This window comes from Bradyrhizobium sp. Rc2d (genome assembly GCF_900099855.1).
Lineage (GTDB): Bacteria > Pseudomonadota > Alphaproteobacteria > Rhizobiales > Xanthobacteraceae > Bradyrhizobium.
The window spans coordinates 1-17,145 of sequence record NZ_FNCU01000088.1; the positions used below are offsets into that span (position 1 = coordinate 1).

Genomic DNA, 17,145 nt, shown 5'->3' on the forward strand with positions numbered 1-17,145 from the left:
AGGTCGACGCCAAATCAAATGTCGCTCTTCGTCGCGTTCTTGTTCGGAATCTGGGGCGCCCGTAGGCGCTAGGAGAGCCGCAAGCCGGCACGTTTCATAGCCAGGAAGCTCAAGACATTTCAGACCTCGCTGGGCTTCTACGATCTTGCGATCGCGGCGCCGTCGATGAAGGCGGCGCTCGAAGCTTGGGGCGCAGGCAGCAATCTCTTCCATCAGGGCGTCGCGAAAGAAACGGACGATCCGGACGTGGTCGCCGCGACCATGTCCAGGCCCGGCGTAGTGCTCAAGCGGCCCGCGGAATCGAGCGGGCGCTTCGCCGAGCACTCGGATCTGCCGTCCGACTCGGGATCCGGCGAGAACGGAGCTCGGCGGGAAAAGCGCCGCGCGAATGCGAGGAGCACGGCTGGATGAAGGACCTCGCCGATCCGCACGCCCGTGAACGCGCTCTCGACCTCGCGCGTCACGACACGCCGCCCGGGGTCTCTCCAGACGAAGCCATCGCCGAGGTCCGACACGTCCTCAATTCGATCGGCGACACCTGCCCGGAGTGTCCTTCCTAATCACTCCCTCGCCGGAAGCGGGGACGCATCCTCGGCCTTGTCCAGCGCCGCCTGCGCTTTGACCGTCGCCTTCTCGCGCCGTTCGCGATCCCTCTGCCTGGCGGCCTCTTCTTGCCAACGCTCGGCCTCACGGCGATTTTGCTCCATCTCGAAATCGGCCGCGGCCTTTCGGGCGTCCCGTTCGCTGATCACGGGGGCGGCTCGCTTCGTCGGTTTCGCGGATCGCGCCGGCCTCCTGTAGCACGGCGATGGCCCAGCCGCGCAGCGTCCGGGTCGCAGGCCGCCTTTCCTTGAACATCAGCATCGAATCGCTCCTTGGCCTTCGACGAATCCTTGTCGGCCGCCGTGCGTTCCGCGCTGCTACCACAGCCCAGGGATTCGAAATCGCCGGGGCTGCGCTTTTCCACGTGTTCCCCGCTGTGCCGACCGAGGAACAAGGCGTCCGTGCGCCCATTGAATCCGCGACTGACCGCCGGCGTCGTCGACCGCGACGCGGAGGGGATCACGATCCGCGGCGCCAAGATGCTCGCTACTGGCGGCGTCGTTGCAGATGAGGTCTTCGTCACGACCATCCAGCCGATGCCTCCCGGCGAAGAGCGTTATGCGATGTCCTTCGCGATGGTGCGGCTCCGGCAGGCGGCGATCCGGTCCTTCGAACAGTCCTTTGGCAACAACGAGGTGTTCGTCCTGCCGACGACGCCAATCCGTGCGCCGTTGACCCTTCCGTTGCGGAGGATGCGGCATTCCATGAACTCAATGGCCTCGTGCTGCGCAATCCGCGCGTCGCTAACGTGCTCGACTGCCCGTCGATTTCGTTACCATTGCCGCTCGATGGCCTTCCCGTCGGCCTGATGCTGATCGGTCGTAGAAACGCCGACCGGCGCTTGGTCGAGATCGCAGCCAGTGTAGAAACGCTGCTGCGAGGACATTTGCATACTGCATAGCTCTTTCGCGCGAAAGTGCCGCCAAATCTACGATCACGCGGAGAAGCTGTGGCGAGGCCGCCTGCGAAGCTGCAGCTTGCCGATTGCCAAAGTACGTCCATGGGGAGACGTTTCTGCTGCGGTGGACTGACGAACGGCAAAGGAGATCTGATAACCCGCTGATTTTAGCTGGTGGGCCCGGCAGGACTCGAACCTGCGTTATGAGCGACAGGATAACGGTCGGGTTCGTTGACTTGCTCAAGGTTCATCTGAATTCGATCGCGCCTGTTAGGCTTCAAACGGCGATGACCGGAGCCGTAGCTCGAGGTGCTTTTTGATTATCGGCATACTGTTCGCGCAGAATGCCGTATCGGGATTGCTCCGTCGGTTCTGATTTAAGTTTTCGGGAGAGCGAGCCGACAAAGTCGAGCAGGACTCTTGAAATCGCGCCTTGCGGTTCTCGATGCCAGACCATCGCCGGTGCTTCTTCGGAGAAGAAACTCCATTTTTCGGCCGTAGCTAAAGGCGTGGGTTTTGGTCCCGGAAGGTCGAAAACGCGTTATCTTTCAATAAGGATTGACTGACTCTCTCTCCGCCATTTGCACGATTTGATACCGCCCACGTCCCATTGCCTACGATTTCATACCGGTCCGCGAGCAGGTCGAGGCGACATCACAGTCGATTCCATCCGCCGCAGCGACTGCGACATCGTTCAACCGCAGGACCGGCTTGACTCGCCGTCTCGCGAAATTCATAGTTAGCATAATACAATTGAAGTAATCGTATTTCGATTATCCTGCAATCGGCAGTCGGGGCCACCGTCGGCCCTCCTGGGAGGCAGATCGATGGCCTTGATCGAGGCGTTCAAGCGGTTGCTGGGCGACACGGCCGTGCTGACGCGCGAGGAGGATCTGGCTGCCGTCACCGAGGATTGGCGCGGCCGTTATCGGGCGCCAGCGCTCTGCGCCGTACTGCCCTCGAACACCGAGCAGGTCGCCGCCGTCGTTCGTCTCTGTGCCGAGAGCGGCGTGCCGGTGCTGCCACAAGGAGGTAACACCAGCCTGTGCGGCGGCGCGACGCCGTCGGAGCAGGGCGAGCCACCCGTCATCGTCCTTTTGACGCGTATGCGGCGCATCAGGTCGCTCGATCCCGTCAACAACACGATCGTCGTCGATGCCGGCTGCGTGCTCGCAACCATCCAGGAGGCTGCAGCCGCGGCGGGCCGGCTCTATCCGGTGAGCCTCGGCGCCGAAGGCTCCTGCCAGATCGGCGGCAACATCGCGACCAATGCCGGCGGCACCGGCGTGCTGCGCTACGGCAACACGCGCGACAACGTGCTCGGCCTCGAAGTCGTGCTGCCGGATGGCTCGATCTGGGATGGGCTCTACGCGCTGCGCAAGAACAACACGGGCTATGACCTCAAACATCTCTTCATCGGGTCCGAAGGCACGCTCGGCATCGTCACGGGCGCGGTGCTGAAGCTGCATCCGCTGCCGACGGCGGAAGCCGTCGCGTGGCTCGCCGTCGACAATCCGCAAAAGGCGCTCGACGTGCTCGGCCTGTTTCAAGCCTCCTGTAATTCGCGGCTGTCGGCCTTCGAACTGATGAACGCCAAGCAGATCGCGCTCGTGCTGGAGCAGGTGCCGGGCCGGCGCTGCCCGGTCGCTCGGATCGACACCTGGCATGTCCTGGTCGAACTGTCCGACACCGGCGATGCCGAAGCTCTCGCCGCGACGATGCAGGCCGTGCTCGAGCAGGCGCTCGAGGCCGGCATGATCAGCGACGGCGTCGTGGCCGCGAGCGAGGCGCAGCGCAAGGCGATGTGGCTGGTGCGGCACAGCGTGTCCGAGGCCAACAAGAAGGCGGGCGTCGGGCTTACATCGGATACGGCTGTGCCGGTGTCGACTGTGCCCGCGTTCATCGACCAGGCCATGGCGGGCGTGCGAGCGATCGTGCCGGATCTGCCATTCATCATCGTCGGCCATATGGGCGACGGCAACATCCATCTCATTCCGTTCTTCACCTTCGCCGAATGGGACGCGCTGACGGATCGCGACGCGCTCGCGCAGCGCATTCGCCGCGCCATGAACGACGTCGCAAGCGCGCTGCGCGGGACCTTCAGCGCCGAGCACGGCGTCGGCCGTACACTGACCTCAGAGATGGTCCGCTACAAGCCGTACGCCGAGCTCGCTTTGATGCGCGCCGTGAAACAGGCCTTCGATCCAAAGGGCCTGTTCAATCCCGGCCGCGTTCTGCCGCCACCGTCACCGAGTGCCTTGCCATCCATCGTAACATCGCAAACAGGGGACTGACATGAGCCATCTTCCGACGATCATCACCTCCCGCCGCCGTCTGCTTCTCGGTGCCGGGGCCGTCGCACTGACGGCGCCCGCCGTCTGGTCTCCGTCCCGCGCCGCGGGCAAGCGCATTGTGGTGCGCGACGACGGCGGCATCTACACCAAGGCCTATGGCGCGGTGTACTACCGTCCTTTCACCGAGGCGACGGGGATCGAGGTCGTCGGCGTGCAGGCCAATGCCGAGCCGGTCGCCCAGATCAAAACCATGGTGGACACCAAGAACTACACCTGGGACATGGCCAAGATCAGCTGGCCCGCGATCCTGCTGCTGACCACCGGCAGCAAGCCCTATCTCGAGAAGCACGGCCTCGAAGCCGAGCCGGTTGTCAAGTCGATTCCGACCGAGTTCATGTCGCCCTATGGCGTCGGCACCAACGTCTACACCACGGTGCTTGCCTATCGCACCGACGCTTTCAAGGGCCGCAAGGCGCCGCAGTCCTGGGCCGACTTCTGGAACGTGAACGAGTTTCCGGGCCGCCGCGCCGTGCGCAAGCACCCCTTCGACACGATCGAGGAGGCGCTCATGGGGGCGGGCACGCCGACCGCGCAGGTCTACCCTTGCGACCTCGACAAGGCCTTTGCCTCGCTCGACAAGATCAAACCGTCGGTCGCCGTGTGGTGGACGAGCGGTGCGCAGGTCGAGCAGATGCTGACCTCGGGCGAGATCGACCTGTTGCCGACTTGGGTGTCCCGCCCGCAGGCAGCCCAGGCGGCAGGTGCGCCGGTCGAGATCGTCTGGAACCAGGGCATCTGGGGTGGCGACAACTGGTCGATCCTCGCCGGCACGCCGAATGCGGATGCCTGTCGCGAGTTCATCAAGTTCGCCTCCGATCCGAAGCGCCAGGCCGCGCTCACCGAGTACTTCCCGGCCGGGCTGACGCAACCCGAGGCGTTCAACTACGTCAAGCCGGAGATCGCCAAGAACTGTCCGACCTATCCGGACAACATCAAGGCCGGCCTGAAGATCGATGCGAAGTTCTGGCTCGACAACCAGGCGGCGGTCATCGAGCGCTTCAACAGCTGGGTCCTGTCCTAAACCGTCTCGCGGCGATCGGAGCAGTCTATGGTATCGTCGAGCCTGCGCATCCTGGAACTGTCCAAGCGCTATGGCGACTTCGTCGCCCTGGCGCCGACCAGTCTCGACGTCGCAAAGGGCGAATTCCTCACCCTGCTCGGCCCCTCCGGGTCGGGCAAGACGACGCTGCTCAGCCTGGTCGCAGGCCTCGCGCATCCCGACGAGGGCCAGATCCTCGTCGATGATGCCGACGTGACGCACAGCCCCGCCTATGACCGGGACATCGGCGTGGTGTTCCAGAACTACGCGCTGTTTCCGCACATGACGGTCGAGGACAACATCGCCTTTCCCCTGAAGATGCGGAAAGTGAGCGATGCCGAGGCGCGCCGTCGCACGATGGAGGCGCTGGAGACCGTGCGCCTGCCGCACGTCGCAAAGCGCTTTCCGCGCGAGCTTTCGGGCGGCCAGCAGCAGCGCATTGCGCTGGCGCGGTGCATCGTCTACCGGCCCGCGATCATCCTGATGGACGAGCCGCTCGGCGCGCTCGACAAGAAGCTGCGCGACCAGATGCAGCTCGAGATCAAGCGCATCCATCGCGAGCTGCGCACCACCATCATCTACGTCACCCACGACCAGGAAGAGGCGATGACGATGTCGGATCGCATCTGCCTGATGAATGCGGGCGCGATCGAGCAGCTCGGCACGCCGGAGGATCTCTACTTCCGCCCGCGCTCGGTGTTCGTCGCCGACTTCGTCGGCGAGTCCAACCTGCTCAGCGCCACCGTGCGCGATGTCGACGTGCACGGCCTCGACATCGTGCTGGCGGCTCAGGCCGCGCCGTCGCGTGCCGTCGGCAACGGCGCGCGCTTTGCCGCCGGCGAACCCATCAAGGTCATGGTCCGGCCGCAGAATCTGCACGTCGAGACCGCTGCCGGAGCGGGCGGGCTGACCGGCCGGCTGGTCGACGTGATGATCAGCGGCAGCCTGACGCGGCTCTACATCGCGCCGGAGGCGGCGGGCCTGCCGCAGCTCGTCGCGGCCTATCCGACCCGCGCCGGCTCCGCGCCCCACGAGATCGGGCAGCTCGTTTCGCTCGCCTGGAATCCGGCGGATGCGGTCGCGATCCGCGACAGTGGGGGGCATTGAGGTCATGGGCGCAAAGCAGCGCGCGTTGCCGCAAGGCCGGATCTGGAGCTGGGTCGCGATGGGCGGCCCGCTCGCGTTGCTGCTCGTGCTGTTCCTGGTCTATCCGGTCGGCCAGCTGCTGCTGCTCAGCATCCACAACGACAGCGGCTTTACGCTCGCGCAATATCGCCAGCTCTTCGCATCTTCGGTCTATGTCGACGTTCTCCTTATTACGCTCAAGATCTCGCTGGTCACGACATTGGTCTGCGTCGTCACCGGCTATCCCATCGCCTATCTGATCTCCCTGGTCGGCAAGGAGCGCAAGGCGACGCTGCTGTTCTGGGTGCTGTTGTCGTTCTGGACCAGCTTTCTGGTGCGCGCCTTTGCCTGGATCGTGCTGTTGGGACGCAACGGCGTCATCAACAAGCTGCTGCTGTCGCTCGGCATCATCTCGAGTCCGGCGAGCCTGCTCTACAATTTCGGCAGCGTCCTGGTCGGCATGGTCAATGCGTTGCTGCCGCTCGCCGTGCTGACCATGCTGTCGGTCATGGAGAACATCGACCGCAACCTGCCGCGTGCGGCGGCGACGCTCGGGGCGCGGCCCGGCATGGCGTTCTGGAAGATCTACTTTCCGTTGTCGCTGCCCGGCGTCGCGGCGGCCGGCATCATGGTGTTCGTCACCGCGATCGGCTTCTTCATTGTGCCGGCGCTGCTCGGCGGCCGGCGCGAGACCATGATCACGCAGATCATCATCGACCAGATCCAGCAGACCATGAACTGGGGCTTTGCCGGCGCGATCTCCGTGCTGTTGCTGTTCGTCGTGTTGATCGTCTTTGCCGCCTATGACCGGCTGCTCGGCCTGTCGACGATGACGGGCGCCGCCACGGCACCCAAGTCCAAGCCGTCGCGCCTGTCAGAACCGATCGCGAAGGTCGGCGACATGCTCCTGACGCTGCTCGGAACCATCTCGGATGCCATCATCTCGCTGCTGCCGTCGCGCCGGCGCGGCCGCGATCCGGACCAGCCCGGATTCGGCTTGCAGGCGTTCGCCTGGACCATGCTGCTCATCATCAGCCTGCCCACGGTCCTGATGATCCCGCTGTCTTTCGGCAAAGGCGGGCTGAACTGGCCGCCGCAGGGCTTTACGCTGCACTGGTACGAGACCGTGCTGGCCTCGTCGGTGTGGACGCAGGCTCTGCTGCGCTCGCTGATGGTCGGCGTCGGCACGGGGCTCCTGGCCATGCTGATCGGCACGCCAGCGGCGTTCCTGCTGGTGCGCAGCGACATTCCGGGGAAGGGGGCCTGGCTCGCCTTCATTCTGTCGCCGATCGTCGTGCCGCGCATGATCATCGCGGTTGGTCTGTTCTACGTGTTCGCGAATATCGGCCTGGTCGGCAGCGCCTTCGGCCTCATCCTCGGCCACACGGTCGTCGCGGTGCCGTATGTGGTGATGACCATGATGGCCGTGCTGCGCAACTACGATACGCGGCTCGATCATGCGGCCTCGAGCCTCGGCGCGCGGCCGTTCGCCACGCTGCGCCACGTGACCTTTCCGATCCTCGGCGCGGGCATGATGTCGTCGTTTCTGTTCGCCTTTGCGACCTCGTTCGACGAACTGACGATCGCGCTGTTCGCGACCGGCGGCCTCAATGCCACGCTGCCCAAGCAGTTCTGGGACGAGGTGACGCTTCAGGTCTCGCCGGTCATCGCGGCCGTGTCGACCTGCCTGTTCATCTTTATGGGGCTCTTGATCTTCATTGCCGAACGCCTGAGGCGGCGCGCTGCCGCACGGTAGCCGTTCCACTCTCGAAATAGAGGTTCTCCCACATGCTCACTGCTTCTCGTCTTCGCGGCCTGTTCCCCGCCATTCCGACCCCGGTCAAGGCCGACGACACCATCGATTCGGCCGCCGTCTCGGCGCTGTTCGCCTGGCTCAACAAGCAGGGCATCGACGGCGTCGTGCCGCTCGGCGGCACCGGCGAATACGGCGCGCTGGCGCGAGCCGAGCGGATCAAGATGGCGGGCCTCTCGGTGAAGGCCATGAACGGCAGAGGCCCGGTGATCGCGGGTGTGCTGGACACCGGCTTTCACGATGCGCTTCAGGCGGGCAGGGAATTCGCCGCGGAGGGCGTGGACGGCCTGCTTGTCCTTACGCCATACTACACCAACCCGACTCAGGAGGGCATTCGCGACTATTTCCTGCGCTATGCCGATGCCTCGCCCGTGCCCGTCCTGATCTACGAAATCCCCTACCGCACCCGGATCGCGATCGAACCGAAGATCCTGCATGAGCTCGCCAGGCACCCCAACATCATCGGCATGAAGGCCTGCAATCTCGACATGTATCATTTCCTGCAGGTGGTCGCCGGCGTCGACGAGAGCTTTGCGGTGCTGAGCGGCGAGGACAGCCTGTTTCCGTTGCATCTCGCCGCCGGCGCCAAGGGCGGCATCATCGTGACCGCGTGCCTGCTGCCGCGCGCCTGGCGGCAAATCTACGAAACGGCGATTGCCGGGCGAACTGCGGAAGCATTGAGTCTGCATCGCCGCCTGATCCCGCTCATGAACATGGCGTTTGCCGAAACCAATCCGGGGCCGATGAAGGCGGTGATGGACATGATCGGCGTCGACGCACCGCGGATGCTGGCGCCGCTGGTCCAGCCGGCGCCGGCGCTGGTCTCCGCCCTCCGCGCTGAATTCGGCAAGCAGTTGGCGGTTTCTGAGAACGTTGGATGACGGGGGGACGGCGACATGGCGCGTAGCGGCCAGGGTGGCTCCAGGAAAGCCGGCAAGGCCAAGAGCCCGGCAAAAGCTCGCGCCGCGACGCGCGTCGCCAAAAGCGCAGAACCGGCACGCTCGTCCCTGTTCGTCGGCTCGACCGAGAAGGCGTTCCAGGTTCTGCACGTCTTCGACGGGCCGCGCCGCTTCTTGACACTTGCCGATATCGCGCGGGCTGCCAATCTCGATCGCAGCGCCACGCAGCGCCTGGTCTACACGCTGGAGTCGCTCGGCTATCTCAAGCGGATTGAGGGCACGCGCAACTACGGACTGACCTCGAAGGTGCTCCAGTTCTCGCATAACTATCTCAAGGCCAACGAGCTCATCGACAAGGCCTCGCCCTATCTCCTCGACATGAGCCGCAATCTTGGCGAGACCTGCAACCTGCATGAGCTCGATGGCCACGAAGTCGTGTTCGTGGCGCGCTTTCCCGGCCAGCACCTGATCCATATCGATTTCGTGATCGGAAGCCGGCTGCCGGCCTACTTCACGGCCTCCGGCATAGCCATCTTGGCGGCCCTTTCCGAGGCAGAGCAGCAGGACCTCTTGAAGCGTACGCGGCTCGAGCCACTCACGCCTTATACGATTACGGATCCCGGTGAGCTCATGGAGCAGGTGCACCTCGCCGCCAGGCGCGGCTATTCGATCCAGATCAACCAAAGCGTCATGGGAGATATTTCCGTTGCGGCCCCGATCATCGACGAGCACGGGCGGGCTATCGCCGCGGTCAATATCTCCGTGCCCACGACGCGCTGGACCATTGAGCGTGTCGAGGCCGAGCTTGTTCAGCATGTTCACGTCGCCGCAACGTCGATCTCGAAGTCCAAGTTCAAACGCTACGCGGCCTGAAACGCCGATGCCGATGCTCCTCAATACCAGCGACTATCGCCGCCGCGCGCGACGATTCCTCCCGCGCGGGTTGTTCGAGTATATCGATCGCGGCACGGAGGACGAAACGGCGTTGACGCGCCTGCGCGCCTCGCTTGACGCCATTACCTTGCTGCCCGCGGTGCTGACGGGGCACGACCGGCGCGATTTCGACACGGTGTTGTTCGGTCGAAGGATGGCCGCGCCCCTCGTTGTCGCGCCAACGGCGCTCGCCGGACTTGTTTCGCACGATGGGGAGACGAAGCTTGCCCGCGCGGCCTCGCGTGTCGGCATTCCCGTCTGCATCTCGACGCAATCGGTGACCACCGTGGAGGCAATCCGGCGCGGCGCGCCGGATGCTTTGCTCTGGTTCCAGCTCTATGTCTGGCGCGATCGCGCCCTGACCGCACGCCTCCTGGAGCGTGCGAGCGCCTGCGGCTGCGACAACCTGGTCCTCACGGTCGATACGCCGGTCTCGCCGAAGCGGGAGTATAATGAACGCAACGGTTTCGGCATTCCCTTCAAGCCGCATCTGAGCAGCATGATCGACGTGGCACTGCATCCGGGCTGGCTGTTCGGAGTTCTCGCGCGCTATCTGATTGGCGAGGGCATGCCGACCTACGGCCACTATCCGGACGCATTTCGCACCGCCATCACCCGTGCGAGCATCGCCGAGGCGGTCCGGCTCGAGCCTCGGCTGAACTGGGACGACATGCACTGGCTGCGCGAGATATGGCCAGGCAAGCTCACCATCAAGGGCGTGCTCGCGGTGGAGGATGCCGAAAAGGCGGTCGAGATCGGGGCCGACGGCGTCGTGGTCTCGGCCCATGGCGGGCGCAATCTCGACTGTCTGCCGGCGCCGGTGGATTGCATTCCGGCGATTGCCGACGCCGTGAACGGCCGTCTGACGATTCTGGCCGACAGCGGCGTCCGGCGCGGCACCGACGTCCTGAAGTATCTGGCGCTGGGCGCGGAAGCTGTGCTTCTCGGCCGCTTGCCGCTTTGGGGGCTTGCAGCCGGGGGAGAGGCGGGCGCCGAAGCCATCCTGCGCATGGTCCTGCGTGAGATGGATACCGCCATGGCTTTCCTGGGAACACATCGCGTTCCGGCCTTGCGGGACGGGCGCGCGCGCCAGCAACGGAACTAAGATTGACTCCAACATTTGGAAAACCACCATGTCCGTCAAATCCGCACCGCACATACATGTCGCCAATGCCGATCTTGCCGGCGAAGTCGATAGGCTTCTCGCCGTGCTCGGCGTCAAGCGCTCCGACTATGCGGAGGGCGCCATCGTCGTTCGTACGCCGATCACCGGCGGGATCATCGGTCGCGTCGCGGAGATCGGCGCAACCGAAGCCGCCGGCGTGATCGAACAGGCGCACGCTGCGTACCTCGGCTGGCGGCTGGTGCCGCCACCCAAGCGAGGGGAGCTCGTGCGCCTGTTCGGTGAGGAGCTGCGCGCCAGCAAGGAGGCTTTGGGCCGACTGGTGTCGATCGAGGTCGGCAAGATCGTTTCCGAAGGCCTCGGCGAGGTTCAGGAGATGATCGACATCTGCGATTTCGCGGTAGGTCTGTCGCGCCAGCTTTACGGCCTGACGATCGCGACCGAGCGCGGCGAGCATCGCATGATGGAAAGCTGGCATCCGCTCGGTGTCACCGGCATCATCTCGGCCTTCAATTTTCCGGTCGCCGTCTGGGCCTGGAACGCTGCGCTGGCCCTGGTGTGCGGTAACAGCCTGGTCTGGAAGCCCTCGGAGAGGACGCCGCTGACCGCGCTTGCAACGCGCGCTCTGTTCGAGCGCGCGCTCAAGCGCTTCAATGAGGCCGGTGGCGGCGCGCCGCAGGGGCTTGCAGCGGTGCTGTTCGGCGGCCGTGCGATCGGCGAGGCGCTCGTCGACCATCCGAAGGTCCCGCTGGTCTCGGCCACCGGCTCGACGGCGATGGGCCGCGCGGTCGGTCCGCGACTTGCCAAGCGCTTCGCACGCGCGCTGCTGGAGCTGGGCGGCAACAACGCCGCGATCGTCGCGCCGACGGCCGACCTCGACCTCACGCTGCGTGGCGTTGCCTTTGCCGCGATGGGAACGGCGGGGCAGCGCTGCACGACGTTGCGCCGCCTGTTCGTCCACGAGAGCGTCTACGACAGCTTTGTACCGCGCCTGAAACAGGCCTATGCGTCTGTCACCGTCGGCTCTCCGCTGGAAGATGGTAACCTGGTTGGTCCGCTGATCGACGGCGCGGCCTATCGCGCAATGCAGAGTGCGCTCGAGGCTGCGACCGCTGTCGGAGGGCAAGTCCAGGGCGGCGAGCGGGTTGCCATCGAAGGGATGGCTGATGCCTACTATGTCCGGCCGGCGCTGGTCGAGATCGCAGCGCAGGCCGGACCGGTGGAGCACGAGACCTTTGCACCAATCCTCTACGTGATGAAGTATCGCGATTTCGATGCCGTGCTCGAGCTGCACAATGCCGTTCCGCAGGGGCTGTCGTCGTCCATCTTCACCAATGATCTGCGCGAAGCGGAAACATTCCTGTCGGCGCGTGGCTCCGACTGCGGCATCGCCAACGTCAACATCGGGCCATCCGGCGCGGAGATTGGTGGCGCCTTCGGCGGCGAGAAGGAGACCGGCGGCGGACGCGAGTCCGGATCCGACGCGTGGAAAACGTATATGCGGCGTGCGACCAACACTATCAATTACGGGCGCACGCTCCCGCTGGCTCAAGGCGTCAAGTTCGACGTGGTGTGACGAATGTCGGCCCGGGAAGTTACCCTTGACGGACAGATTTTAGCGCAAGTCGAGGGCGAAGGGTAAGGTCCGATGGATCAGGTTTTCTGACGGCTGTGGAAGCGGTAGCCCATCCGCCAGAGCTTGGAGGCGGCGTTGCCGGGCCTGCTCTTGTCCGGCGTGACGAAGAGATAGAGACCACCCAGATCGGATGGCTGGGATCGGATGAGAACAAACGGTGATGAGGGCGGGCATTATCAAGCGATGGGTCATGCCCACTTCCTGGCCAGGCTATACGAGTACGGACTCGATCTGCAGTCCGCGATGGATGAGCCGCGGCTGTTGGTGACGTCCCGAAGGACCCCGACAATCTCCAGCTCTCCATCGACCGACTGCTCCGCCAGCTTGAAGTGAGCTTCCAGCCAGGCCGTGGCTCCGTCGTCCCGCCGCACGCGGAATCGGACAGAACTGTACGCCGCCGCGTGCTTCAGGTCTCGACTCGCAGCCACGACCTTGTCGCGGTCGTCATCGTGGACCACCTCGAGACATGAACGGCCGAGAAAGGCGTTCTCGGCCATCCCGAGTACAGACACAACCGAGGGCGACACGTAGCGAAGGGATCCCTTTCGGTCCATCACGATGACGACGTCGGCGATGTTGTCACGCCAGCAGCCGCAAACGCGCCTCGCGTTTTCGGAGAACTCGCTCGAGTCCGGTTCTGAACCTGAATTGGCTGCTCAGCGGCGCCGCCATCCCGATGATGATTCCCACCAGCAAGACCGCGACAAGCGCATCCGAGATGAGATCGGCCCGCCAGTTGGCGAGCACTTCATTCTCCGACCGCGCCACCGTCACGACGATCGGGTATTCCGGATCTTGCTCGTATGCGATGTACTTGGCGAGACCGTCGAACGGTGGGGTAATCTTGTAGGATCCTGTGGGGCTCTCGCTCAGGCGTTTCTGAAAGAGTGAGGTGTCGGAGAGCTCTCGACCGGCTTCGACTGCCGGCCAACGAGCGAGCACTGTTCCATCATTGGAGATGAGGCTGATGCCTCCTCCGGACCCGACGCCGAAGGCCGAGTAGAAGTTGCTGAAGTAGCCGCAATCGATCGCGGCGACGACGACACCTGCGAAATCGCCGGTCGGAGTGCTGATCCGCTTCGACAGGATGATGGAAGGCTGACCACTTGTCCGGGAGACGATCGGCCCGCTGACGAGCATGCTGGGGCTGGGATCGTCGCGATGATGCGCGAAGTACGCGCGATCGAGTTGCTGTGGTCCGGCAGACGCTCGAACGATGCGTAGCGCCAATGGCCGTCCGCATTGAGAACCCCGAACTCGCGGCATTGAGCGGGTCGTGGCGACGAGATGGGCGTTGAACCGTTCGGGCAACAGGTTCTGGTACTTCAGCAAGTCGGCCATTGCCGTCATAGTGACGTGTGGGGCCTTGAAGGTATTGGTCGCGTGTCGGGCCAGCGAACGACCAGCGTTGCGCTGCCGGCAACCGGCGCCTTCCGACCTTGGGATTTTCCCCGGGCTGACGTCGCTGCCGGTATCCGCAGGGCCTCGTCACTGCGCGCAACAACCGCCGGTTACCGGGTGAGCGCGACCTCCTTGAATGCAATCACGAGAGCTTTTTCGAGTTTTCCCTGCATCCCCGAGAGAATGCCGTATGCCTCCGGCCGGGGCATGGTTGGCTTGTAGTGCCGATGCTCGATTAGCGCGGCGAAGATGTCGGCAATGGTCAACATTCGCACGATGTCGGTGATGCTCTCGGCAGAAAGCGCATCCGGATATCCGCTGCCATCGAGATATTCGTGATGATGCCGGACTGCATCCAGGATCTCGGCCGAGATTCCAGTCTGAGCTTTCAAACTCGTACCCCGCCACCGGATGCGTCTCGACAAGCGCCCGCTCCTCGGCATCCAGACGTCCGGGCTTGTCCAGGATCGCCAAGGGGATGGTTGCCTTGCCGATGTCGTGGAACATGGCGGCCGAGTACAGTCGCTCAAGATCGGTTCTCTTTAGCCCTCGGCTAAGGCCGAAGTCGATGGCTACACCGGTAACGAGCAGGCAGTGCTGGTAGGTCCCTTCGTGATGGCGCCGCACGGTGGAGAGCCATTCAGCGAGGCCGCGCTCAGTGATCCGTTCGGCGATTCCCCTGCCAGCTTCTATGGTCGCGAGCACGTCTATCGGCTCGCCGAAAGACGCCGCAGCAAACATCGATCCGATCGCAGCAGCCGCGACCTCCACCGCATTGTCTTGCTGCGCCGCGCCAGTTGCCGAAGCAGTTTCTGAGTTTGCTCGATTGGTCAACGCCGCGAAGAGTTTGGGCGGATTAATTTTTCCCGTTACGGCGAGTGTAGCTCCCAGGGCATAGGCCTGCGAGATGCAGACGTGAGAGGGCTGCTCGACCAGGAATATGCGCTTGGAAACTTTGGCCATCCGCGCACTTCTCCTCTTGAGAGCGGCGATGTTTTCGATCACACGCAGATCGGCCCGCACAACCAATGCGTCGGGCAGATCCGAGAGCTTTGAGTCGACATCCAGTCGCTCCCCTGCGATCTGAAATCTTCGATCGAGCAGTTTGCAAAGCTCAGACAGCTTGGCGGCATCATCAGCCAAAACATGCACAAACATGAGAGCCGTCTCCGAGAAGCTGACCGGCGTCTTCACGCCCAAAACGATCCCTGATCCTCAGGCGGTTCGTTAGGGGGGGGTCAATATTGCAGGCCGAATGACACCTTTGAGTCCTTGACGTAACGATAGGTCCACCCGCGTTGGCTCCACGCATGCGCCGAGTTGGGATTGAGGGCGACAGCCCGGTCCGCCATATTCTTGGCAGCGTCATAGTCGTCACTCCACGCTCCAATGGCGCGGCCAAAGTTCGCAAGAAGGTCCGGATCAGCGTCATCAACTTCAAGAGCTTGTCTGCCCAGTCGCAGCGCCTCGGCATAGTCCAAGCAGTTCTTGGAACCGCCGGAGTTGCAGGCGTCCGGGTCAGATCCCATCACGCAGATCAGGACGCTGCTCGAAAACATCGCGATTCAGAATTCGCACCAGTTGGCCGAGATGCAGACTATCAACGAGCATGCGCGGACCCGGTAGTTCTACGGACCGTTATCGGGGCTTGAACCGAGAGCCGCCGCTTGACATGGTTCCATTACTAGCGCCAACATGCGAAAAGCCGTTTTACGAACCGATTAATTTTCGGACTCGACTTCAAATAAAAATTGCGATTGCGGGCAATCTCACGGGCACTTGCGCCTGGAGGGATGATTGCTGCCATTCGCTTGCGCGCGCAAGCCTTCCGTCTCAGCAAAACGACCTTTAGGAGGGTTGGGAAGAGCCATGACGCCTCAAACTGAAGTTGGCCGCGAGGGGCCGAGGGGCAATGACAGCCGACAGAACTCCGTCGACGGATTTCGTCGCTGACGACACATTCCAATAACCTTACGAGCTTTCGTTTAAAGTTTCTTTCAAGGAGGGTACAATGGCGACGGTTAAACCAATCGATTTAAGCGTCATTGATACCAACAACGATCACGTAGTCACTCAGACGGAATTTGATAGCGCGACCGGTCCTACAAAGCCTCTAAATACCTTGAAGCAATCTGGCGCGCTAACGTTCGACGCAACCAGTCAGACGATAACGCTCGTCGTTGGGGATGCGCTCAGTGTCACGGGTTCGGACATTTCCGACAAGATCACTGCTAACAATTCAGGCGACACAATCCACGGGATGGATGGCAATGACATTCTGAACGGTGGCAATGGCAAGGACTTCCTCTTCGGTGACAAGGGCAATGACGCACTTTACGGCAACAATGGCGGCGATGAGCTCAATGGCGGAGAAGGGGACGATATCCTTCAGGGAGGAAACGGTGGCGACCTGCTCACCGGGGGAATCGGACGTGACAAATTCGTATATCTAAGTAAGGACGACTCTCCTTATTCAATAACCTCCGGCGGGAATCCCGCATATTCCGGATCAGGGTCTTGGTCCGGTCGTTGGGATGTAATTACTGATTTTACCGCCACACAGGACACGTTGGATCTATCCGGTCTTACTCTCACCGGTTCTGGTCCTTCCCAACTATTGTGGCGGGGGGCTCAAGGAAACGACACGACCGCGGGTGTTGCCAATTCTGCGCTTGCGCATAGCGTCTGGTACTACACGGCAAGCTCTAGCCTTACGTATCTCTATGCCGACGTAGACGGGGACGGTAAGGCAGATCTGAAGATTCAGATGAATGTGGCGCCGGCCGTCGGCGATATCATCACCGGATACAATCCAGTAATCATCACAAGCGGAGCCCAGGGTGGGTTCGTCGTAGAGGATGCTCCTTCTACGCCGTCGCTGACGGATTCGTTGAATGCTGCGGGCACCATCTCGTTCACCGATGCCGATTTGAGTGACACTCACACGGTATCATTCGCACCGGCCGCCGGCCAGACCGCGCTGGGTAGCTTCACCCTTGATCCTGTCAGCGAAGCTGTGAATGCCGCAAGCGGGTCGGTCGCATGGCACTACGCACTCAATAACATCGCGGCGCAGTACCTTGCCGCCGGCCAGAGCGTGGTCGAGCATTACATCGTTACGGTCAGCGATGGCCACGGCTCAACGACGACGCAGGACGTCGCCGTCACCATCACCGGCACCAACGACGTTCCGGTAATCACCGTGCAGGATCTGGTCGGTGCGGTCACCGAACTGGTCACCCCGGCCGGCAATCTCACCGACAGCGGGATTATCAAATTTACCGACGTCGACCTTACCGATGTGCATCTGGTCTCGGCCAC

15 protein-coding genes and 3 pseudogenes are annotated in these 17,145 nt (G+C 63.0%); 12 read left to right on the top strand and 6 right to left on the bottom strand.

Annotated elements, in window-relative coordinates:
• Nucleotides 1–96: 96 nt before the first annotated feature.
• Both BLV07_RS44790 and BLV07_RS44795 read left to right on the top strand, forming a co-directional pair.
• A pseudogene (locus BLV07_RS44790) lies at nt 97–396 on the top strand (cell envelope biogenesis protein TolA); the annotation flags it as partial.
• Nucleotides 348–560, top strand: coding sequence for a hypothetical protein (locus BLV07_RS44795; protein WP_244551456.1), 213 nt, complete (start codon nt 348–350; stop codon nt 558–560). The pseudogene BLV07_RS44790 and the gene BLV07_RS44795, both read left to right, overlap by 49 nt.
• A gap of 127 nt (nt 561–687) precedes the next feature.
• Here BLV07_RS44795 and BLV07_RS48250 read toward each other — a convergent pair whose 3' ends face one another.
• Nucleotides 688–864 carry a hypothetical protein gene (locus BLV07_RS48250; RefSeq protein ID WP_176946182.1) on the bottom strand — a complete coding sequence of 59 codons (177 nt, stop codon included), beginning with the start codon at nt 862–864 and terminating at the stop codon, nt 688–690.
• Nucleotides 865–989: 125 nt separating this feature from the next.
• Between BLV07_RS48250 and BLV07_RS44810 the strand changes: the two are divergent.
• Nucleotides 990–1,504, top strand: a pseudogene (locus tag BLV07_RS44810) (4-hydroxyphenylacetate 3-hydroxylase N-terminal domain-containing protein); the annotation flags it as partial.
• A 274-nt stretch (nt 1,505–1,778) separates the two neighbouring features.
• On the opposite strand, the gene BLV07_RS47210 reads toward BLV07_RS44810, so the two are convergent.
• On the bottom strand, nt 1,779–1,958 hold the full coding sequence (locus BLV07_RS47210) for a hypothetical protein (protein WP_143035733.1): 180 nt from the start codon (nt 1,956–1,958) through the stop codon (nt 1,779–1,781).
• Between the two features lie 370 nt (nt 1,959–2,328).
• On the opposite strand from BLV07_RS47210, the gene BLV07_RS44815 reads away from it, so the two are divergent.
• Genes BLV07_RS44815 through amaB form a run of 8 tightly spaced genes read left to right on the top strand, consistent with a single transcriptional unit; the run spans nt 2,329 to nt 12,363 of the window.
• Nucleotides 2,329–3,795: an FAD-binding oxidoreductase gene (locus tag BLV07_RS44815; protein WP_091899012.1), complete on the top strand. Its 1,467-nt coding sequence runs from the start codon at nt 2,329–2,331 to the stop codon at nt 3,793–3,795.
• Between the two features lies 1 nt (nt 3,796).
• A complete protein-coding gene (locus tag BLV07_RS44820; RefSeq protein ID WP_091899013.1) occupies nt 3,797–4,876 on the top strand; it encodes an ABC transporter substrate-binding protein in 1,080 nt (359 codons plus the stop codon).
• A 27-nt stretch (nt 4,877–4,903) separates the two neighbouring features.
• A complete protein-coding gene (locus BLV07_RS44825) occupies nt 4,904–6,001 on the top strand; it encodes an ABC transporter ATP-binding protein (protein WP_091899014.1) in 1,098 nt (365 codons plus the stop codon).
• Nucleotides 5,967–7,775 (top strand): ABC transporter permease subunit, encoded by a 1,809-nt coding sequence (locus BLV07_RS44830; RefSeq protein ID WP_244551455.1) that lies wholly within the window; start codon nt 5,967–5,969, stop codon nt 7,773–7,775. Before BLV07_RS44825 ends, BLV07_RS44830 begins: the two co-directional genes overlap by 35 nt.
• 32 nt (nt 7,776–7,807) lie before the next feature.
• The gene (dapA, locus tag BLV07_RS44835; RefSeq protein ID WP_091899016.1) at nt 7,808–8,713 is read left to right on the top strand and encodes a 4-hydroxy-tetrahydrodipicolinate synthase; all 906 of its coding nucleotides are present in this window, start codon (nt 7,808–7,810) and stop codon (nt 8,711–8,713) included.
• Between the two features lie 15 nt (nt 8,714–8,728).
• Nucleotides 8,729–9,604 (top strand): IclR family transcriptional regulator, encoded by an 876-nt coding sequence (locus BLV07_RS44840; protein WP_091899017.1) that lies wholly within the window; start codon nt 8,729–8,731, stop codon nt 9,602–9,604.
• Nucleotides 9,605–9,611: 7 nt separating this feature from the next.
• Complete coding sequence (locus tag BLV07_RS44845) at nt 9,612–10,769, top strand: alpha-hydroxy acid oxidase (protein ID WP_091899018.1); 1,158 nt, start codon at nt 9,612–9,614, stop codon at nt 10,767–10,769.
• A 28-nt stretch (nt 10,770–10,797) separates the two neighbouring features.
• Nucleotides 10,798–12,363 (top strand): L-piperidine-6-carboxylate dehydrogenase, encoded by a 1,566-nt coding sequence (amaB, locus tag BLV07_RS44850; RefSeq protein WP_502690295.1) that lies wholly within the window; start codon nt 10,798–10,800, stop codon nt 12,361–12,363.
• Nucleotides 12,364–12,737: 374 nt separating this feature from the next.
• Here amaB and BLV07_RS44855 read toward each other — a convergent pair.
• The 4 genes and pseudogenes from BLV07_RS44855 to BLV07_RS44870 form a co-directional block, all read right to left on the bottom strand.
• Nucleotides 12,738–12,977 (bottom strand): annotated as a pseudogene (locus tag BLV07_RS44855) (PAS domain-containing protein); the annotation flags it as partial.
• Between the two features lie 25 nt (nt 12,978–13,002).
• Nucleotides 13,003–13,764, bottom strand: a complete 762-nt coding sequence (locus tag BLV07_RS44860) for a PDC sensor domain-containing protein (RefSeq protein ID WP_176946183.1) — start codon at nt 13,762–13,764, stop codon at nt 13,003–13,005.
• Nucleotides 13,765–13,911: 147 nt separating this feature from the next.
• Nucleotides 13,912–15,018, bottom strand: a complete 1,107-nt coding sequence (locus BLV07_RS50595; protein ID WP_502690296.1) for an HD-GYP domain-containing protein — start codon at nt 15,016–15,018, stop codon at nt 13,912–13,914.
• Between the two features lie 44 nt (nt 15,019–15,062).
• Nucleotides 15,063–15,383 carry a tetratricopeptide repeat protein gene (locus BLV07_RS44870; RefSeq protein WP_091899021.1) on the bottom strand — a complete coding sequence of 107 codons (321 nt, stop codon included), beginning with the start codon at nt 15,381–15,383 and terminating at the stop codon, nt 15,063–15,065.
• 452 nt (nt 15,384–15,835) lie between these two features.
• Here BLV07_RS44870 and BLV07_RS50000 point away from each other — a divergent pair.
• The coding region (locus tag BLV07_RS50000; RefSeq protein ID WP_210187867.1) for a VCBS domain-containing protein at nt 15,836–17,145 on the top strand (1,310 nt) is incomplete at its 3' end.